The organism is Pseudoalteromonas luteoviolacea (assembly GCF_021654285.1).
In the GTDB taxonomy this organism is placed as follows: domain Bacteria; phylum Pseudomonadota; class Gammaproteobacteria; order Enterobacterales; family Alteromonadaceae; genus Pseudoalteromonas; species Pseudoalteromonas luteoviolacea_J.
In genome coordinates this window covers 104,839-121,718 of sequence record NZ_JAKFZS010000016.1, presented here as the reverse complement: position 1 = coordinate 121,718, position 16,880 = coordinate 104,839, and the positions used below count along the sequence as shown (strand labels likewise).

General features: G+C 45.8%; 18 protein-coding genes. 11 read left to right on the top strand and 7 right to left on the bottom strand.

Features of this window, described 5'->3' with window-relative positions; genetic code table 11:
- Positions 1-53 precede the first annotated feature (53 nt).
- Complete coding sequence (gene fre, locus L1077_RS16210) at positions 54-767, top strand: NAD(P)H-flavin reductase (RefSeq protein WP_063360900.1); 714 nt, start codon at positions 54-56, stop codon at positions 765-767.
- A 129-nt stretch (positions 768-896) separates the two neighbouring features.
- Positions 897-1,307, top strand: a complete 411-nt coding sequence (locus tag L1077_RS16205) for a CBS domain-containing protein (RefSeq protein ID WP_237137967.1) — start codon at positions 897-899, stop codon at positions 1,305-1,307.
- 13 nt (positions 1,308-1,320) lie between these two features.
- On the opposite strand, the gene add is transcribed toward L1077_RS16205, so the two are convergent.
- From add to cyaY, 7 genes are all read right to left on the bottom strand, one after another.
- Positions 1,321-2,316, bottom strand: a complete 996-nt coding sequence (gene add / locus L1077_RS16200; RefSeq protein WP_237137965.1) for an adenosine deaminase — start codon at positions 2,314-2,316, stop codon at positions 1,321-1,323.
- A gap of 166 nt (positions 2,317-2,482) precedes the next feature.
- On the bottom strand, positions 2,483-3,607 hold the full coding sequence (locus L1077_RS16195; RefSeq protein WP_237137963.1) for a heme biosynthesis HemY N-terminal domain-containing protein: 1,125 nt from the start codon (positions 3,605-3,607) through the stop codon (positions 2,483-2,485).
- Entirely contained in the window at positions 3,604-5,427 is a 1,824-nt protein-coding gene (locus tag L1077_RS27625) for a uroporphyrinogen-III C-methyltransferase (protein ID WP_237137961.1), read from the bottom strand. Before L1077_RS27625 ends, L1077_RS16195 begins: the two co-directional genes overlap by 4 nt.
- A gap of 1 nt (position 5,428) precedes the next feature.
- Complete coding sequence (gene hemC / locus L1077_RS16185) at positions 5,429-6,367, bottom strand: hydroxymethylbilane synthase (protein WP_237137959.1); 939 nt, start codon at positions 6,365-6,367, stop codon at positions 5,429-5,431.
- An 18-nt stretch (positions 6,368-6,385) separates the two neighbouring features.
- Positions 6,386-7,228, bottom strand: coding sequence for a DUF2914 domain-containing protein (locus L1077_RS16180; protein WP_237137958.1), 843 nt, complete (start codon positions 7,226-7,228; stop codon positions 6,386-6,388).
- Positions 7,229-7,244: 16 nt separating this feature from the next.
- A complete protein-coding gene (locus L1077_RS16175) occupies positions 7,245-7,898 on the bottom strand; it encodes an alpha/beta hydrolase (protein WP_237137957.1) in 654 nt (217 codons plus the stop codon).
- A complete protein-coding gene (gene cyaY, locus L1077_RS16170) occupies positions 7,898-8,218 on the bottom strand; it encodes an iron donor protein CyaY (RefSeq protein WP_063360892.1) in 321 nt (106 codons plus the stop codon). Before cyaY ends, L1077_RS16175 begins: the two co-directional genes overlap by 1 nt.
- A gap of 132 nt (positions 8,219-8,350) precedes the next feature.
- Here cyaY and lptM point away from each other — a divergent pair, with 132 nt between their 5' ends.
- The 9 genes from lptM to L1077_RS16125 all read left to right on the top strand — a co-directional run bounded on the left by lptM (position 8,351) and on the right by L1077_RS16125 (position 16,857).
- Positions 8,351-8,530, top strand: a complete 180-nt coding sequence (gene lptM / locus L1077_RS16165) for an LPS translocon maturation chaperone LptM (protein WP_063360891.1) — start codon at positions 8,351-8,353, stop codon at positions 8,528-8,530.
- A complete protein-coding gene (lysA, locus tag L1077_RS16160) occupies positions 8,531-9,787 on the top strand; it encodes a diaminopimelate decarboxylase (RefSeq protein WP_237137956.1) in 1,257 nt (418 codons plus the stop codon).
- Between the two features lie 46 nt (positions 9,788-9,833).
- Positions 9,834-10,664 carry a diaminopimelate epimerase gene (gene dapF / locus L1077_RS16155; protein ID WP_237137955.1) on the top strand — a complete coding sequence of 277 codons (831 nt, stop codon included), beginning with the start codon at positions 9,834-9,836 and terminating at the stop codon, positions 10,662-10,664.
- On the top strand, positions 10,661-11,287 hold the full coding sequence (locus tag L1077_RS16150; protein ID WP_063360888.1) for a DUF484 family protein: 627 nt from the start codon (positions 10,661-10,663) through the stop codon (positions 11,285-11,287). The genes dapF and L1077_RS16150 overlap by 4 nt, the downstream gene beginning before the upstream one ends.
- Positions 11,284-12,204, top strand: a complete 921-nt coding sequence (locus tag L1077_RS16145) for a tyrosine recombinase XerC (protein WP_237137954.1) — start codon at positions 11,284-11,286, stop codon at positions 12,202-12,204. The genes L1077_RS16150 and L1077_RS16145 overlap by 4 nt, the downstream gene beginning before the upstream one ends.
- An 81-nt stretch (positions 12,205-12,285) precedes the next feature.
- Positions 12,286-12,987 carry an HAD-IA family hydrolase gene (locus tag L1077_RS16140; protein WP_237137952.1) on the top strand — a complete coding sequence of 234 codons (702 nt, stop codon included), beginning with the start codon at positions 12,286-12,288 and terminating at the stop codon, positions 12,985-12,987.
- 157 nt (positions 12,988-13,144) lie between these two features.
- Positions 13,145-14,668, top strand: a complete 1,524-nt coding sequence (locus L1077_RS16135) for a peptide MFS transporter (protein ID WP_063360885.1) — start codon at positions 13,145-13,147, stop codon at positions 14,666-14,668.
- 141 nt (positions 14,669-14,809) lie between these two features.
- Positions 14,810-15,688: a dTDP-4-dehydrorhamnose reductase family protein gene (locus tag L1077_RS16130; RefSeq protein WP_237137951.1), complete on the top strand. Its 879-nt coding sequence runs from the start codon at positions 14,810-14,812 to the stop codon at positions 15,686-15,688.
- Positions 15,689-15,711: 23 nt separating this feature from the next.
- Positions 15,712-16,857: a retropepsin-like aspartic protease family protein gene (locus tag L1077_RS16125; RefSeq protein ID WP_237137948.1), complete on the top strand. Its 1,146-nt coding sequence runs from the start codon at positions 15,712-15,714 to the stop codon at positions 16,855-16,857.
- Positions 16,858-16,880 lie beyond the last annotated feature (23 nt).

Here is a 16,880-nt window from a genome sequence, read left to right as displayed (position 1 = left end):
ATATGTTACAGTGCGCATACTTTCGCCAAAGTGCTTAATTATTAAGGTTTGAAATGCAAATACTAAAAGCGCGTGTAGAGGCCATTTCTCCTCTCACTGAATTTGTTCATAAAGTGCTCTTAAAGCCACAACATGATGCAGAGTTTTCTGCGGGACACTATTTACAACTCGTACTTGGCGAGAAAGATAAACGAGCTTTCTCTATTGCCAGCAGCCCGTCAAGAAAGCAAGAACTTGAACTACATATTGGTGCATCAGGTGCCGATTCATACGCGATGCAAGCGCTTGATCACCTTAGAGAAGCGCATAGCAACGATGTTGAAGTGGATTTAGAAGTCGGATTGGGTGTCTCTCAAGTTCGCCCTGAGCAATCAAGACCTTTAGTATTGCTAGCCGGCGGCACTGGTTTTTCTTACGTTAAATCAATGGCTGACTACCTAGCTGAAATTAACTATGACCAACCTGTGTTGTTCTACTGGGGTGTGAAAGAAGAATCTGCACTCTATGCAAAAGCAGAAATGGAAGCGTGGGCTAACAGCCAAGCGAATTTCCAATTCATCCCGGTTGTTGAAAATGCATCTGACAATTGGACAGGTCATACTGGCTATGTACACCAAGCCGTGATGAAAGATATCGTATCCTTAGAACCATACAGTGTTTATATGGCTGGCCGTTTCGACATGATTGGTATTGTACGTGATGACTTTATCAATCACGGTGCACAGCGCGACTTTATGTTCGCGGATGCATTTGCATTTATCAAATAATGCACGCTATGCGCGGTTGCCAAACCGCGCGTTCAATCTGTAAAACCTATCAATATAATACAAATAATCAATTTTAAAAATGATTATCCTTCATCCATACTAGCTCTATCACTTAACAGGAGAGCTATCATGGCAAAACAATTTATCTCTGACATCATGTCGGTACAATTTCCAAAAATCACACCCGACACTGACATTACTGATGCGATTACGCAATTACAGCAATTTGGGTTATTTGGTGCCCCAGTGCAAGACAGTGAAGGCCACCTCGTCGGCTTTATCTCTGAGCAGCAGTTGCTTGCCCCGCTTCTTCAAAGTAGTTATTTCTGTGATGGGAGCAATCAAGTTGCCGAGTTAATGAGTAAAGAGACGCTGTCGGTCACCAAGGCAACCACAGTGGTAGATTTAGCCACTCAAATGCAGCAAAACAAACCCAAGATTTACCCAGTACTGGAAGATGAAAAAGTGATTGCCATTGTGACACGCAGTCAGGTCATCGCGGCATTGAAAGACAATTATTTAAGCTGCTCAGCGCACTGAGCAGCTTAATGAATTAAGCGTATTTATTCAAAAGCACTTGCTTATCCGCATCACTCAAAAATGCAATTTCGATGGCATTGTGTTGTGCTTTTATGATGTCCGACTCGCTCAAGCCAGCTAGCGGCGCTGCTTTTTCAAACTCATTATCAAGCTCTACCCCTTGCACAGCCGGGTCATCGGTATTGATGGTCGCCAAAATACCATGATCTAAAAACTGCTTGAGTGGGTGTGTTTCAATGCTTGCAACTGTGCTAGTTTGTAAGTTGCTGGTTAAGCAAGACTCAATACCAATGCGGTTATCACGTAAATAGTCCATTAGCTTAGGATCTTCAATGGCCTTTACACCGTGTCCGATACGTGTGGCACCGAGCTCTTGAATGGCCTGCCAAATACTGCTTGCGCCTTTTGCTTCACCTGCATGAATAGTCGCGCCAAGGTACGCATCGCGCACTTGCTTAAAGTGATCAATGAATAGCTCGCCAGGGAAACCGATTTCGTCACCCGCTAAATCAATCGCAACTAAGTCATTTTTAAATGCCAACAGTGCATCTAGCTCGTACTGGCATTTTTCGACACCAAAAGTACGTGACATAATACCGATTAAATTCACTTTAATATCACGCTCGGCACTGGCTGACTTTATACCATCAACAACCGCTTCTACCACACCTTGCGGATGCAAGTTATGTGTTTTTGCCATGTAATATGGGCTGAAGCGCAGTTCTGTATAATCCATATTTTGCGCGATAGCATCTTCAACATTTTCAACTGCAATACGACGACATGCATCATAATCACCCAGTACCTTCACACCCCAATCTAGTTTGGCTAAAAATGCCATCAAGTTTGGCGCATTATCGAGTACTTGCACATGCGGCCTCAGGCCCTCAACATCGTGTGCTGGCAGCGGCATGTTAAATTTTTGACCGAGGTCTAAAATTGTTTCAGCACGCACATTACCGTCTAAGTGGCGGTGTAAATCAAGTAAAGGTAGTTTGGTATTGATCATAAGGCACTCGGTTTGCAGATAAAATTTTTCAGATCATACGCATCTTAAGTTTAGATACAAGGACAATTATCCGCAAAAATAAACTAAACAGACCTCTGACATTAGACAGCCAATATGCTGATAAGTAATAAAATACAAAAAAGCCAGCGTTGTCGCTGGCTTTTCGTTAATGATGCTGGTCACTCAACAGCAAATAGGCCTTTTCATATTGCCCTGTTTTAGCAAATGCCCTCTGTGCTTGATGCTGCCAGAGTGCTTGCCACGGCTCATTCGATAACGTATCGAAGATTTTCGCAGCCAGGCTGTGATCTCCCTCACCATTGGCCAAACATGCCAAGCAAAACAGTAAATCGCTTTGCTCTGGCTGTTTTTTCAATTTACTTTGTACCAATTTGCGCAATTCGATATCCGCACCATCTAGGTGCTGTAAAATCTCGGCAAGCTCGCTCACTTGGTCTTTTTTCAACAGCTTTATCAACTCTTTACGAACTGGTGCTAATTGACCGGTTCGCACACACACAGTGACAAAGGCTGCGTGACTGAGCGCTCTGAGCCCCCGAGGCAATGCGCTTTGCAATGCTTGAAGATCTTTATCTGTGTGCTGCGCAATAGCAGAAAAATAATCATGAAAGAAACTATCCCACTGCGATTCGCTCCAGTGTAACTGCTTATGGCGCTGCATAATCGTCGACTGTAAGGTATCCCAATCTCTCGCTTGTAACAGCGCACTGATATAGGCATGTAATTGCGTCGGCGAAGCTTTTTTCATTTGCGCTTGCGGGGCTAAAGTTTCTAACGCTTGACCCTCTTGCTCAGCTGCTAGCCAAAGCTGACTGACCTTGCTTTGTGCGGGTTCACTGAGTTGCTGTAAATACTCTCTGGCAACCACTTTTTGCCCTGCATGAAGCGCGGCTTTAGCTTGAATTGCACATTGCTGATCGCGCCACTTTTCGGGAAACTCAGCCTTTTGCAGCGCATAGCTTAAACTCTCGTCTTGACCATTGATCAGTGCCCAAACACTTTGCTCAAATGCAGCCTCTTGGCGCGCTATGCGTTTTTTGTTGCGACGCTTAGAAACACCAGCAATCACACGCCATATGGCTTTGCCTATCTTTAATAATATTGCGCCAATAGCGAGCGTCAAACACAGCATAAATACTAATGAAACCAGCGTACTCTCTATGGTATACACACCCGCTGATACTAAGACATAGCCTTTTTCATCGATCAGCACATGGGCACCTGCCATCACGACGAAAAATAATATGACTACAAATAACCAGCGTATCATTGCAACCACTCCTTTAATGCCTTCGGAGTCGCCAGCTGAGGTGCTTTAACAGCTGGATGCTCCGTGCGTTGTAACATTTGTATCTGCTCCAAAACCGTGTTGCTTGCTGACTCATCAGTACGATAGTAACTGGTTAAAGTCACCTGAGCCCCAGATAAAGCTTGGTCAAAAATGCTGGCTTGGTTATCTAAGAATGCCGTTTGCGCCTGTTGTAAATAGCTCCGCAGCTGTGCGCGTATTAATTGCTGTTCTTGCGCATCTAACAATGGATCAATCACAGGTTTATCATGCTGTCGAATTGTCAAAAAGTCTGCTTTTATCTTGTTCCAACTACGAACAAGATTAGCCTGCCAGTCACTGATGTCGCGACTGAGTTCAGCACTTTCAACGGCACGATCTTTAGGTTTATCAATGGTCTTCAAGGGCAACTTATCAACCTGCGCGATGAGTCCCGCTAACTCCATATACACCGCTTCTGTGCTGGGTTTTGGTAAAGCACGTAACATCGCAATATCTTGGTTAATCGCCAATTTAAGGGGATCTGTCGCCACCTCTTCCGACAGCGCTTCATTCAAACGCTTGAGTACAATCACCGCCCCTAGATAGTCACGCTCACTGGCCGCTTTGAACTCGGCATAACGCGCCAGTGCACGCAGCTCAGAGCTCACCGCGCCACCCACTTGCTGACGAGCTTGTGACAGGGTGTGTTGTAATGTCTGTTGCACTTGCTGTTGCTGCTGCTGTAGCTGTGCAGCCATGGTTTTTTGCTGAGCTTGCCACTGCTTTTGTAAATCGTTTAATGCCGCTTGGGTCGCATTTACTTGTGACTGTAGTTGCCCATTTTGCGCTGTCAGCTGCGCTATTTGACCACTTTGTTGGCTTACTTGCTGTTGATGATAAACATAGACACCGCCTGCCGCACCCACCCCAGTCAAAGCGACCAACAACGCCAGTACCGCTGTTTTGCTCAATTTGGCCGTATCATTTTTTGCATAGGTTTCCACCTGCTGCGGCTCATTCGATGGGATTGAAGCCGACGTTTCTTGCTGTTTTTCCGTCATTGCGCTGCCCTGTTGGGAATTTAAATCACCTATCGTTTGTGTTAACGCCTCTGTACTGGCGCCTTGGCTCACCACGATTTGTGTATTGGTTATTTTATACTGTATTTTAAGATGTTGCGCTGTCCGCTCACTGACAACAACAAACATACGGGTTTGCAGCCAAGCTTGATTGGCCGCTTGTTGTGCATTAAAAATCGCATCAACCGCTGCGTTACTGGTGATCACTATACCGTCAATTTTAGCTTCCTGCCAGAGGTCTAACCAGTCATCAGCGTGACTTTGCGCTGCTATTCGTTCATATACATTACAGGTACTTAGCCTCGCTCCGCGCAACTTAAGTGCTTTTGCAATATGCGTGCGGCCACCGCGCCCTTTCACTATCACAACCTGTAAATCTTGCACCGACTGAAGCGCGGTTAGCGCGACCAGCCCTTCTGAATCGTGACGTTCAGGTACTGTGGCATGGCGTGATAAATGCGCCTTCACCGCATCTGCGGTCTGTGTGCCCACAGCAAAAACTTGGCAAGTCGAAGACACAGACAAACCATCTGTTTGTATTTGCTGCGCAAAGTTCATCACCGCATCTTGCGAGATAAAAATGAGTATATCGGCGTCGCACGCGCTGAGTAATTGTTGGGGGGATGCTTGAACCGCATTGAGCGTCAGCACTGGTGTGCACAGTGCTGATACATTTATCTTAGCCAACTCAGTGGCAAGCGCGTCTCCTTTTCCTTGCGGCCGAGTAATGGCAAATTTCACATTAAGCGTCTCTATAAACTTCCGCTAAAATACTGTCCGCACCTTGGGCTAACAGCGCTTCTGCCAGCTCAATACCCAATGCTTCTGCATTGGCAATATCTCCGGAGAGCTCTGCACGAAGGATTTGACTCCCGTCCACGGCGCCCACTAAGCCACGCAAATATAACTGGTCTTGTTGCAGCTCAGCATACGCACCGATAGGTACCTGACAGCCCCCTTCTAGGCGTCGATTCATCGCTCTTTCTGCAAGGACACGCGCTCTCGTTGCTGCGTGCTCTAAAGGCGCTAACAACGCTTGGATGCGCGTATCATCGCTGCGACATTCAATGCCAACTGCACCTTGTCCATTCGCTGGAAGTGACTCTTCAACAGACACAAAACTTGCGATACGCTCTGGCATTTCCAAGCGGATCAGGCCAGCAGCGGCCAATATAATTGCGTCATACTCACCGGCATCTAATTTAGCCAAACGGGTATTTACATTGCCACGCAAATCCCTAATCACTAAATCAGGACGTGCTTCGCGGATCTGACATTGACGACGTAAACTGGAGGTGCCAACCACGGCGCCTGCTGGCAATTCACTGATGTGCTTGTATTGATTAGACACGAACGCATCACGCGGATCTTCACGTTCACAAATGGTGTGCAGTTCTAACCCGTCTGGAAAGTCCACTGGCACATCTTTCATTGAGTGCACGGCAATATCAGCACGCCCTTCTAACATGGCTTGTTCTAGCTCTTTAACAAACAGACCTTTACCACCAATTTTAGCCAAAGGCGTATCCAAGATTTTGTCGCCTTTGGTCGACATCGGCACTAACTCCACCGTCAGTGTGGGATGAAAGTGTTCTAATCGCGCTTTAACGTATTCTGCTTGCCAAAGTGCTAATGCGCTTTTACGTGTTGCAATGCGCACAGTATTTTTTGTATCTGTCATGTTTTGCCTTGTCGGCTCCTATGGAGCCTTCGCTAAAATTCGAAATGATTTTTGTGCCAACAGTTGCCCACCTTGGGTGATCACTTCAACGCGCCATTCTCCCGTTTGGCTCGGCATAATATTTTTGCTCGAATACGTTCGGTATCTCGGCGTGCTGACTGGCAACGTAATGTCCGCCATCAATTGGTCTTGATGAAACCACAAATGTTGCACCACTTCGCCTTGAAGCCCTTTGATCTCAGTAAAGAAAAATAACTTTTCTTGGAATCTATTCGGTTCAACTAGGTGTTTTAATACGTTAATTGGCTCGCGATTTTCGATACCTGACGTCAACACCGCACGGCTAATATGGCTCGTATCCACCTTGGCATTCAAGGCGACGCTCGCCACTTGCGCATCTGCCGAAAATTGCGTTTGAACATTATTTTGAGGTGGCTCAGTCACTGTCTCAACAGGCGCCTGTTGTGGTTTTTCAGGCTCCACTGGAAGCTCCTCAGGAGCAGGCTCTATCGTAATTTGAGCTATAACTGGCTCAGCGCTCACTACCACTTCAGGTTCATCAACAACCTTAGGCATTTGAGCCGCTTCAGGCACCTCAAGGTCTGACACGCTAGGCTGAGGAATAATCAATTCATCAGCTGGTACAGGGGCTGCGCTCACTGACATCGCGATTTGTGGCTCGGCTTCATCTGCATAAACGGAGGTAAACACACCATATGACAACGCAGTCACACCAAAACTTGCCACACATACCGCAGTAACAATACGCCGCCAATGATATTGATACCCGACGGTTTCAACACGGCGAGGCTGTGGATCAGCCCCAGTCATTTTAGTTTTGATCACTATTCGTTGAGTCATATGTATGTCCTATTCACTATGACAAGCGTGAGATTAGCCACGCTCGGATCGCTTTAAGCTCTTCGATGCACACTTGGTGCTCCATCGGATAATCCTGCCAGCTGACTTCGTAGCCTTGACTTACAAGGGCATCGTATGCAGTGCGCCCTGCTTGCATCGGTACAACTGGGTCGTGACTGCCATGCGCCATAAAAATATTCAGCGCAGCTTGTGTCGCCTCTGCACTGAGCTTTTGCGGTGCGCACATGTACGTAGACAATGCCATTACACCTGCAAGAGTATGCGATAAGCGAGGCGCCAAATGCAGGCTTATCACGCCGCCTTGTGAGAAACCTGCAAGAATAATTTTATCCGCAGGGATCCCTGCTGCAATTTCTTGCTCTATTAACTGTGTAACCGCTGCAGCAGACTCTCGAACACCCGTTTCATCTGCACGATTTTCAAGATCCATGCTTTTGATGTCATACCAAGCACGCATTTCCATGCCGCCGTTTACTGTCACTGGCTGTATTGGTGCATGAGGAAAAACAAACCGTATACCCAGTGAATCAGGTAAATCTAACTCTGGCGCTATCGGTAAAAAGCCATTGCCTGAATCGCCTAACCCATGTAACCAGATCACCGTTGCCTTGTGCTGCGCTTTGGCAGCGTATTCTACAAATTCTAACATCAGTCGTGTTGCCACTCTATTTTTTGACCCGCTTGGCGTGTTGCAGCGTCGGCCATAAATTGCCAAAACTCGGCGCCTGAGCGGTTATCTATCCATTTATCATCACGTAATTCAAAGTGATGGCCATTAAACTTAGTTGCTACCCAAACTTGATGCAGTGGTGCTTGTTTATTGATGATGATCTTAGAGCTATCAGCAAAGATGATTTCTAAAATACCGGAAGCAGATTCATAATCTAAATCAGCATCACAATCGTCGATCTGCTCTTCAATTGTTAACATTAACGCTTCGGCTAACTGATGATACTCGTTATCTGTCATGACTAACTCCTTAAATACGGCTAAGCGACAGCCAGCTTTCCCGATACAGGGAATAAATTTCAACCGCAAAAGCTGCTTTTTTCGCGAATTCTGTTACTCTGCGATTATAAAGGCACTGACATCATTAATCTAATGAAAGCGACATACACTCAATTTAGCTTACTTGCCCTAGCATTGACTAGCATCTTAACGTTAACAGCTTGCGGGCAACGTGGTCCACTGTATTTACCTGAAGACGCAGATAAAAACCGTGGCTCAACCACACAACAAACACCGCAGGAAAACAACAACGCTGACGAAAAGGATAAGTAAATGGACTTTTTCCAATATCAAGATAACGAACTGTACGCAGAGCAGGTTGCCGTTAAAGATATTGCCGCGCAATATGGTACGCCGTGCTACGTCTATTCACGCAAAACTTTAGAGCGTCACTATCGCGCATTCACAGATGCCGCAGCAAATCATAAACATCTCGTATGTTATGCAGTCAAAGCAAATAGTAATCTTGCGGTGCTCAATGTACTGGCAAAGATGGGCGCAGGCTTTGACATTGTCTCCCAAGGGGAATTAGCGCGTGTATTAAAGGCAGGCGGTGATACTAAAAAAGTGGTGTTTTCTGGGGTAGCAAAAACACCTCAAGAAATTACCTTTGCCCTTGAGCAAGGAATTAAGTGTTTTAATGTCGAGTCTCAAGCTGAACTTGAGCGCATCTCAGATATTGCCTCGCAAATGCAAGTGCAAGCGCCAGTCTCTATTCGTGTTAACCCAGATATCGATGCCAAAACCCATCCGTATATCTCTACCGGATTGAAAGAGAATAAGTTTGGTATTGATATCAAACAAGCATTTGACGTCTATCAATTGGCGTGTGCTTTACCGGGGATCAAGGTCGTTGGGGTAGATTTTCATATCGGCTCCCAACTCACCGAAGTAGAGCCGTTTTTAGCAGCATTAGATAAAGTATTAGACTTGGTTGATACCTTAAAGTCTGCGGGGATCACACTCCACCACTTAGATATTGGCGGTGGACTCGGTGTTCCTTATGATGGTGAAAAGCCACCTCACCCAAGTGCTTACGCCGCACAAGTCATCGCGCGATTAGCGTCGTACAGTGAGCTGGAACTGATTTTTGAACCAGGCCGTGCCATTGCAGCCAATGCAGGCCTTCTGGTGACTAAAGTTGAGTATTTAAAGCCAACAGCCGACAAGCACTTTGCAATTGTTGACGCTGGTATGAACGACATGTTGCGTCCATCTCTATACCAAGCGTGGCAAGAAATCATTGCCGTGAGTCCAAGAAATGATGGCACACCAGAGCATCTCTATGATGTCGTAGGCCCTGTGTGTGAAACCGGTGATTTCATTGGTAAAGATAGAAGATTAGCTATTTTACCGGGAGATTTACTTGCTCAGCGCAGCGCCGGTGCTTATGGTTTTACTATGAGCTCAAATTACAACTCACGCCCCAGAGTGGCAGAAATTATGGTCGATGGGGAGCGCACGCAAGTGGTGCGTGCAAGAGAGTCTCTGGAGTCGCTCTGGCAAGGCGAAGCGTTACTTTCAGAATAATAACAGCGATCCTGTATCGCACTCAGCGGCTAAATAGTTAGGTAATATGTTTGTAAATTTTTCAAAAATGCATGGCTTAGGAAACGATTTTGTGGTGATTGATAACGTCACGCAAAACGTTTTTTTGTCGCGCGATCAAATTAAAAAGCTCGCAGATAGACATTTTGGCATTGGCTTCGATCAATTATTGCTGGTCGAGCCACCTTATTCCCCAGATTTAGATTTCCATTATCGTATTTTTAATGCCGATGGCACAGAAGTCGAGCAATGTGGCAACGGTGCGCGCTGTTTTGCCCGCTTTATTAGAATGAAAGGTCTCACCAACAAACATAAGGTCAGTGTCTCCACTAAGGGTGGAGACATTACCTTATATACAGAAAAAGATGGTCAGGTCACCGTCAATATGGGGACACCGCAATTCGCGCCACAAGATATTCCATTCAAAGCACAACAAAGTGAGCTCACTTACGTACTAAGAGCCAATGAGCACACCATTTTTTGTGGCGCAGTCTCCATGGGTAACCCACACTGTATTATCGAAGTTGATGATATAAATAACGCTGATGTCGATACTTTAGGACCGCTGATAGAACACCATGAGCGCTTCCCAAAACGGACTAATGTCGGCTTTATGCAAATCATTAACCGAGAGCATATCAAGCTTCGAGTATGGGAGCGTGGTGCACAAGAGACTTTAGCATGCGGCAGCGGTGCATGTGGCGCAGTGGCTGTTGGCATTGCACAAGGCAAGTTAGCCGATACGGTACGTGTTGACTTACCTGGTGGCACGTTACAAGTGCGCTGGAGTGGCGGTAATAAGCCCGTCAAAATGACAGGCCCTGCGGAACATGTTTTTGATGGACAGGTAGCAATATGAGCAACAACCCAACAAATTTGTCAGCCCAAGATGTGATGACATTTTTACAGCAAAATCCGGACTTTTTGCTTGAGCACCCGTATTTATTGTTAGACATGAACCTGCATGTCCAGCACCAAGGTGCGCCAAATCTCGCCTTGATGCAACAACGCTTACTTCGCGAGGAAAATACCAAGCTCAAAAAACAAATTAGCACCATGATCGACTCAGCAAGAGAAAATGAACTCATTTTCAAATTGTTTAGCGATTGCCAACGTGCTCTATGGTACTGCAAGAACTTTCAAGAGTTGGCGGATATCCTCGCTGATACCTTATCGCAATCTCCGAAAATTTCCGTGTGTCAGCTGATCCCCTATGACACCACGTTAGAAGAGCTGGTGAGCAGGCGCTTTAACAAGTTATCTCGCTATTTGGGGCGGCTAGATTTAGAAGAGCAAAAATTGCTATTCAGTGGCTTTGCCTGTCAATCTGTTGCCCTTTACCTACTTGGTCCAAGTGATAAGCCCACCGCAATTTTGGCCTTTGCCAGTGACTGTGCAGACCACTTCTCACCTGACAACGGTAATTTGTTTGTCAATGAGCTGGTCTCTTCATTGCAAATACGGCTCAAGGAGCTCGCATGAGCGACATACCGCTCAATGCTCAGTGGCAAACCCCTATTGACGACTTTATGGCCTATTTGCGCTATGAAAAGCAATATTCAGCGCACACCCTAACGCAATATCAAACTCAGTTAACCTTAGCCGCACAGTTTTTCGCCCCCCATTGCCATGGCTGGTCGAGTGTCAGCAGCGAATTAATTCGACGCTTTTCAATGCAATTACGCGCACAACAGTACAACCCTCGCAGTATTAACCTCAAGCTCAGCTGTATTCGTAGCCTCTATAAGTTTCTAAAAACTAAGCACGCAGATTCAGACAGTGTGCACGACCCTGCGGCAGCACAAAAAGGCCCGAAGTTTCAAAAGCCACTGCCAAAGAACCTCGATGTTGATCAAATGATGCAGCTACTCGATATCGATGATGATGACGCATTAGCTGTTCGCGACAAAGCCATGATGGAACTCATGTATTCAAGTGGCCTGCGTATTAGTGAATTAGTGAATACCAACTTGTACGATATTCGTGACGGAGAGATCCGTGTATTGGGTAAAGGCAATAAAGAGCGTGTGGTGCCTGTCGGCAGTAAAGCCCGCGAAGCCATTGGCGCATGGTTAAAGCTGCGTCCTATGTTTGCCCATGAAGAAGAGCTTGCTTTGTTTGTGAGTAGTCGCAAAACCCGTATTTCTGTCCGGCATGTGCGCGCGCGTATGAAGGAATGGGGCATAAAACAAGGGATCAGTGCCAACGTGCACCCGCATAAGTTACGCCACTCCTTTGCTAGCCATTTATTGGAGTCCAGCGGTGACCTGCGCGGGATCCAGGAAATGCTCGGGCACAGCAGCTTGTCTGCAACGCAAGTGTACACGCATATCGATTTTCAGCATCTTGCCAAGGTGTACGATCAAGCCCACCCAAGAGCCAAGCAAAAAAAGCCTTAACCAAGCGATACGTGATTGGGTTCACTCAGGCACTGCTTTTCGCTTACAATAAAAATATTGTTGTCCAACTTAACGTGCACTATGCGATTTAATCGAGCCATCTCACCTATTAAAGTCTTGAGCTTTGACCTAGACGACACACTTTACAATAACCACCCTATTATTCTCGGTGCAATCAAAGCCATGCACAGTTATTTGCAAGCCATTCCTGAATGGGCAGCCAAAGGCAGTGACTATTGGCTTGAGTGCAGACACCATATTGGTGAAACACAGCCGCACTTACAAAGTGATGTCACACAATGGAGAAAAGTTGCACTCACACATGGTTTGTCACAATTAAACTTAACCGCGGAAGAGATCACACGACATACGCATGGTGCCTATCAGGCATTTGCTGACGCCCGAAGTCAAATCACGGTTGCTGATTCTGTACTCACTCTGTTGGATAACTTAGCCCAAAAATACACCTTAATTGCCATCACCAATGGTAATGTTGAGGTCGACAAGTTTAACTTAGCTGGCGTATTTTCAAAGGTATACTTAGCAGGGCCAGATGGTGAAGCAAAACCAAGCAATGCCCTTTTTCAGCGCGCCTGCCGTGATTTAAACATAGTGCCTACACAGATCTTACATATTGGCGATAGTTTAGATACCGATGTACAGGGCGCGAACCATGCTGGCTGTCAAAGCGTATGGTTAAATAATCAAGATACCACCTATGGCTACAAGGGCCTTGCGGATATTGAAATTTCAGATATCCACCAGCTTCAAGCGCTGTGTTAAGCATCAATCAGTGTGCTCAAATAACGATTACTCAACCAAAAGGTGCCTTTATTTGAGCACTGTCAATTCGCAATTAGTCTGCTAAATTTGCATTCACAGTATAGATAACGTACTAATATTGGCTTTCAAATATAAAAACACAGAATCGGAAGTCATTATGTCATCTCACGAAGCAGCTTCTGCTGAGTCACCGGACAACAAGTTAGACACGGGTTTTTTCGGTCATCCACAAGGCCTCTCAACCCTATTTTTCACTGAAATGTGGGAGCGTATGAGCTACTACGGCATGCGTGCCTTGCTGGTCTTATTTATGACCGCAAGCCTACAAGAAGAAGGTCTTGCCTTCACCGTTGCCACAGCAACCGCGATTTATGGTTTGTACACAGGCGCAGTGTATTTCCTCGGCCTACCCGGCGGTTGGATAGCTGACCGCCTGCTTGGTGGTCAACGAACCGTGTGGTATGGCGGTATTATCATCATGCTCGGGCATATCGTGCTCGCTATTCCAGCCCAAAGTACGTTTTTCATCGGCCTCATTTTAGTGGCCATGGGTACAGGCTTATTAAAGCCCAATATCAGTGCCATGGTCGGCCAACTATACAGCAGTGAAGATGTGCGCCGCGACAGTGGCTACGCCATTTACTACATGGGCATTAATATCGGCTCGGTAATTGGCTACATGGTGTGTGGTTACTTTATGGAAAATGTCGGTTGGCACTGGGCCTTTGGCGCGGCGGCCGTGGGTATGGCAATCGGTCTTGTTCAGTATCGCATGACGCTTGGCAACATTGAAGGTGTCGGTGACAAACCAAGTCACCCATTATCGCCCGCTGGCAGTAAAAATGCGTGGCTTGCAATCGGCGCTGTTCTAGCAGCAACCGCCGCGATTGTCGCACTGACTTATGCCGGTGTGATCGTCATCGAACCTGTGACGCTTGCACAATATGTTGCTGTTGCCTTTACTGTGATTTTCCTTGGCTATTATGGCTATATTTATTTTGCGGGCGACCTTGATGAGGGTGAAAAGAAAAAGCTATGGGCACTGTTTTTAGTCTGTGTGGCATCAGCGTGTTTTTGGTCCGGCTTCGAGCAAGCTGGTTCCTCTTTAAACCTATTTGCACAAGATTATACTGACCGAGTGATCGCTGGCTTTACCGTCCCGACTGCCTGGTTCCAATCTTCAAACTCATTCTTCATCATTATTTTATCGCCTTTCTTTGCCGCACTTTGGATTAACCTTGCCAAACGAATGATCACCCCTTCATACAGCCTTAAATGTGCAATTGGTCTGATCATTATGGCAACAGGATTTATTGTGATGTTTTTCGCTTCTCAATACGCGGCACAAGGCTTAAAAGTAGCGCCAATGTGGCTTATTACGACTTACTTCCTGCATACCGTCGGCGAGCTTTGCCTAAGCCCTGTGGCATTAAGTGCGGTCAGTAAATTATCACCAAAGCGCTTTGCAGGCCAAATGATGGGGATATTTGTACTGACTTACTCTATCGGTAACATCATTTCAGGATTACTGGCGGGTAACTTTGACCCAGAGCAAGTAGATCAAATTCCAAACCTTTACCTACAGATCAGCTTGTTTGGTATCGGTGTCGGTATCCTTATTTTGCTATTTAGTTTTAGAGCGAAAATTTGGGAAGGCCAAACGCAGCAACCTACCGCTTAACTTCATAAGCAGATACGGCACGAGAATGACGTGCCGTATCCTACCTTTCTTGGCTTTTATCTTTTATTTCACCGCATTTCCTCTTCTGTACGTGCCATGCTAGCGTTAAGATAAACAGGTGATAAAAAAGATGAGAAAACAATGAATAAAATTGTCGTTACAGGCGCTACTGGATTACTCGGACGCGCACTAGTTAAAATACTGTCCCAATCAAATAACGTTATTGGCACAGGGTTTAGTAGAGCTAAGCCTCCCATCGAGCAACTTGATTTACATGACCAAGCAGCCATAACCACATTTTTAGATACTCATCAGCCTAATGTTTTGGTGCATGCAGCCGCAGAGCGCAAACCCGACATTTGTGAAAACGATCATCAAGCTACGATAGCGTTAAACGTTCAAGCTGCAGAGTTTTTAGCACGCCAGTGTAAGGACCGAGACATTCAATTTGTGCTGATCAGCACTGATTATGTATTTAATGGACAATCAGCGCCGTATAATGAAAACGCTCAAAGATCGCCCGTGAATTTTTATGGCCAAAGTAAAGCACAGGCAGAGCAAGCTGTTTTGGCTGTTAGCCCACAACATACCATTGTAAGAGTACCTGTTTTATATGGTGATGTAGAATACTTAGCCGAGTCAGCGGTCACCGTCATTGCTGAGCAAGTACTGAAAAATCACAACAGTGCACATGACGACTGGGCGGTGCGTTTTCCGACACATGTAGAGGATATTGCCCTGACTCTGAACAATTTACTCGCTCAAACACGTGATAAGCACAGCGGGATTTTTCATATCTCAGGAAATCAATCAATGACCAAATACGATATGGCCATTCATATCGCCAAGGTATTAGATATTGATACGAACGGGTTAGAAGCACTGCCTGAGCCTTCACAAACGGCAGCAAGACCCTATAACTGCGCACTGCAAGATACACGGTTGAATACCATGGGCATTATACATCAACGTGATTTTGCCACGGCACTCGCCAAAGTGCTCAGTCAGCATATAAGTTAATTACTTCAAAGGAGCACATAGTTATGCGGTATTTACTTCAGCTTTTACTGATGTGCTCTATATCCCTCAATGTCTATTTGGAGTGGCAGCGCCCAGAGTCTGTTTTAAAGAGACTTTTACGTACTGATAATAAGCCGCCCCACACAATATTGGCCATGAATGACGCCTCGATGACCGCGCCTTCAACCAGTGCAGTATCAACAGCAATTAATCCATTAGCTTTAGCCAAACAACACTTTAATCGCGGTGACATATTGACCGCCATTGCACTTTGGGAAAACACGCCGAATCCACTCTCGCACATACAACAGGTGCATGTTTGGCTGAGGCGATTAGGAGAAGGGCTAGATCGTCAAAGTACTCAGCAGCGGTCTGATATCTTGTTATTTGTACAACGAATTTTAGCTTTAAAGCCCAACGACTTTATCGCTTTGCAGTTAGAAGCCGATGTTTATCTTGCTCTTGATGAGCACAACGAAGCCATATATCGATACCTCAAATTACTCCACCTTTACCCTGAATATACACAACTGCAAGATATTCTCACGCAATTAATTGCACAGCAGCTAAAGCAACTTAAAACACAAAGCAATTGGCATGAAATCATTGACCAAGGCCAGATATGGCTCAGTGAACAGCCCAACAATATGGTTATTGTTGCAGCCATCGTTGAAGCGCATCTGGCGCTTAACAATACCGTAGAAGCAGAACTATTACTCGCGCAACTGAGTACTCAGCAGTTACAGCACCAAGCCATTGCAAAGCTTAAATCTAGTCTTGATAACGCGACGCAACAAGTTGAGCGCATTCCACTCGCACGCCACGGTGAACATTATGTATTAAATGCTAAAATTGCAGGTCAAGATATTGCATTAATGATAGATACTGGTGCGAGTGTCACCGCCTTAACCGCAGCACAATTTGAACAGCTCGCCTATGATGTTGATTATATCAATTCAAGGCGTGTCAGCACTGCTAACGGCATTACAGAAGTCCCCTTTTACCAGAGCTCGGGTATCCAGATTGGCACCAAACAAAAAACCCCATTCGAATTTGGTGTGATGGAACAATCACATTATGGGCCTGGGTTATTAGGGATGAATTTTTTGCGCCATTTTGAGTTTGAGATAGATCAGCACAAAGCGGAGTTGATTTTAAAACCGAGGTAAGCGACTAAGAATAAAAACCGGAG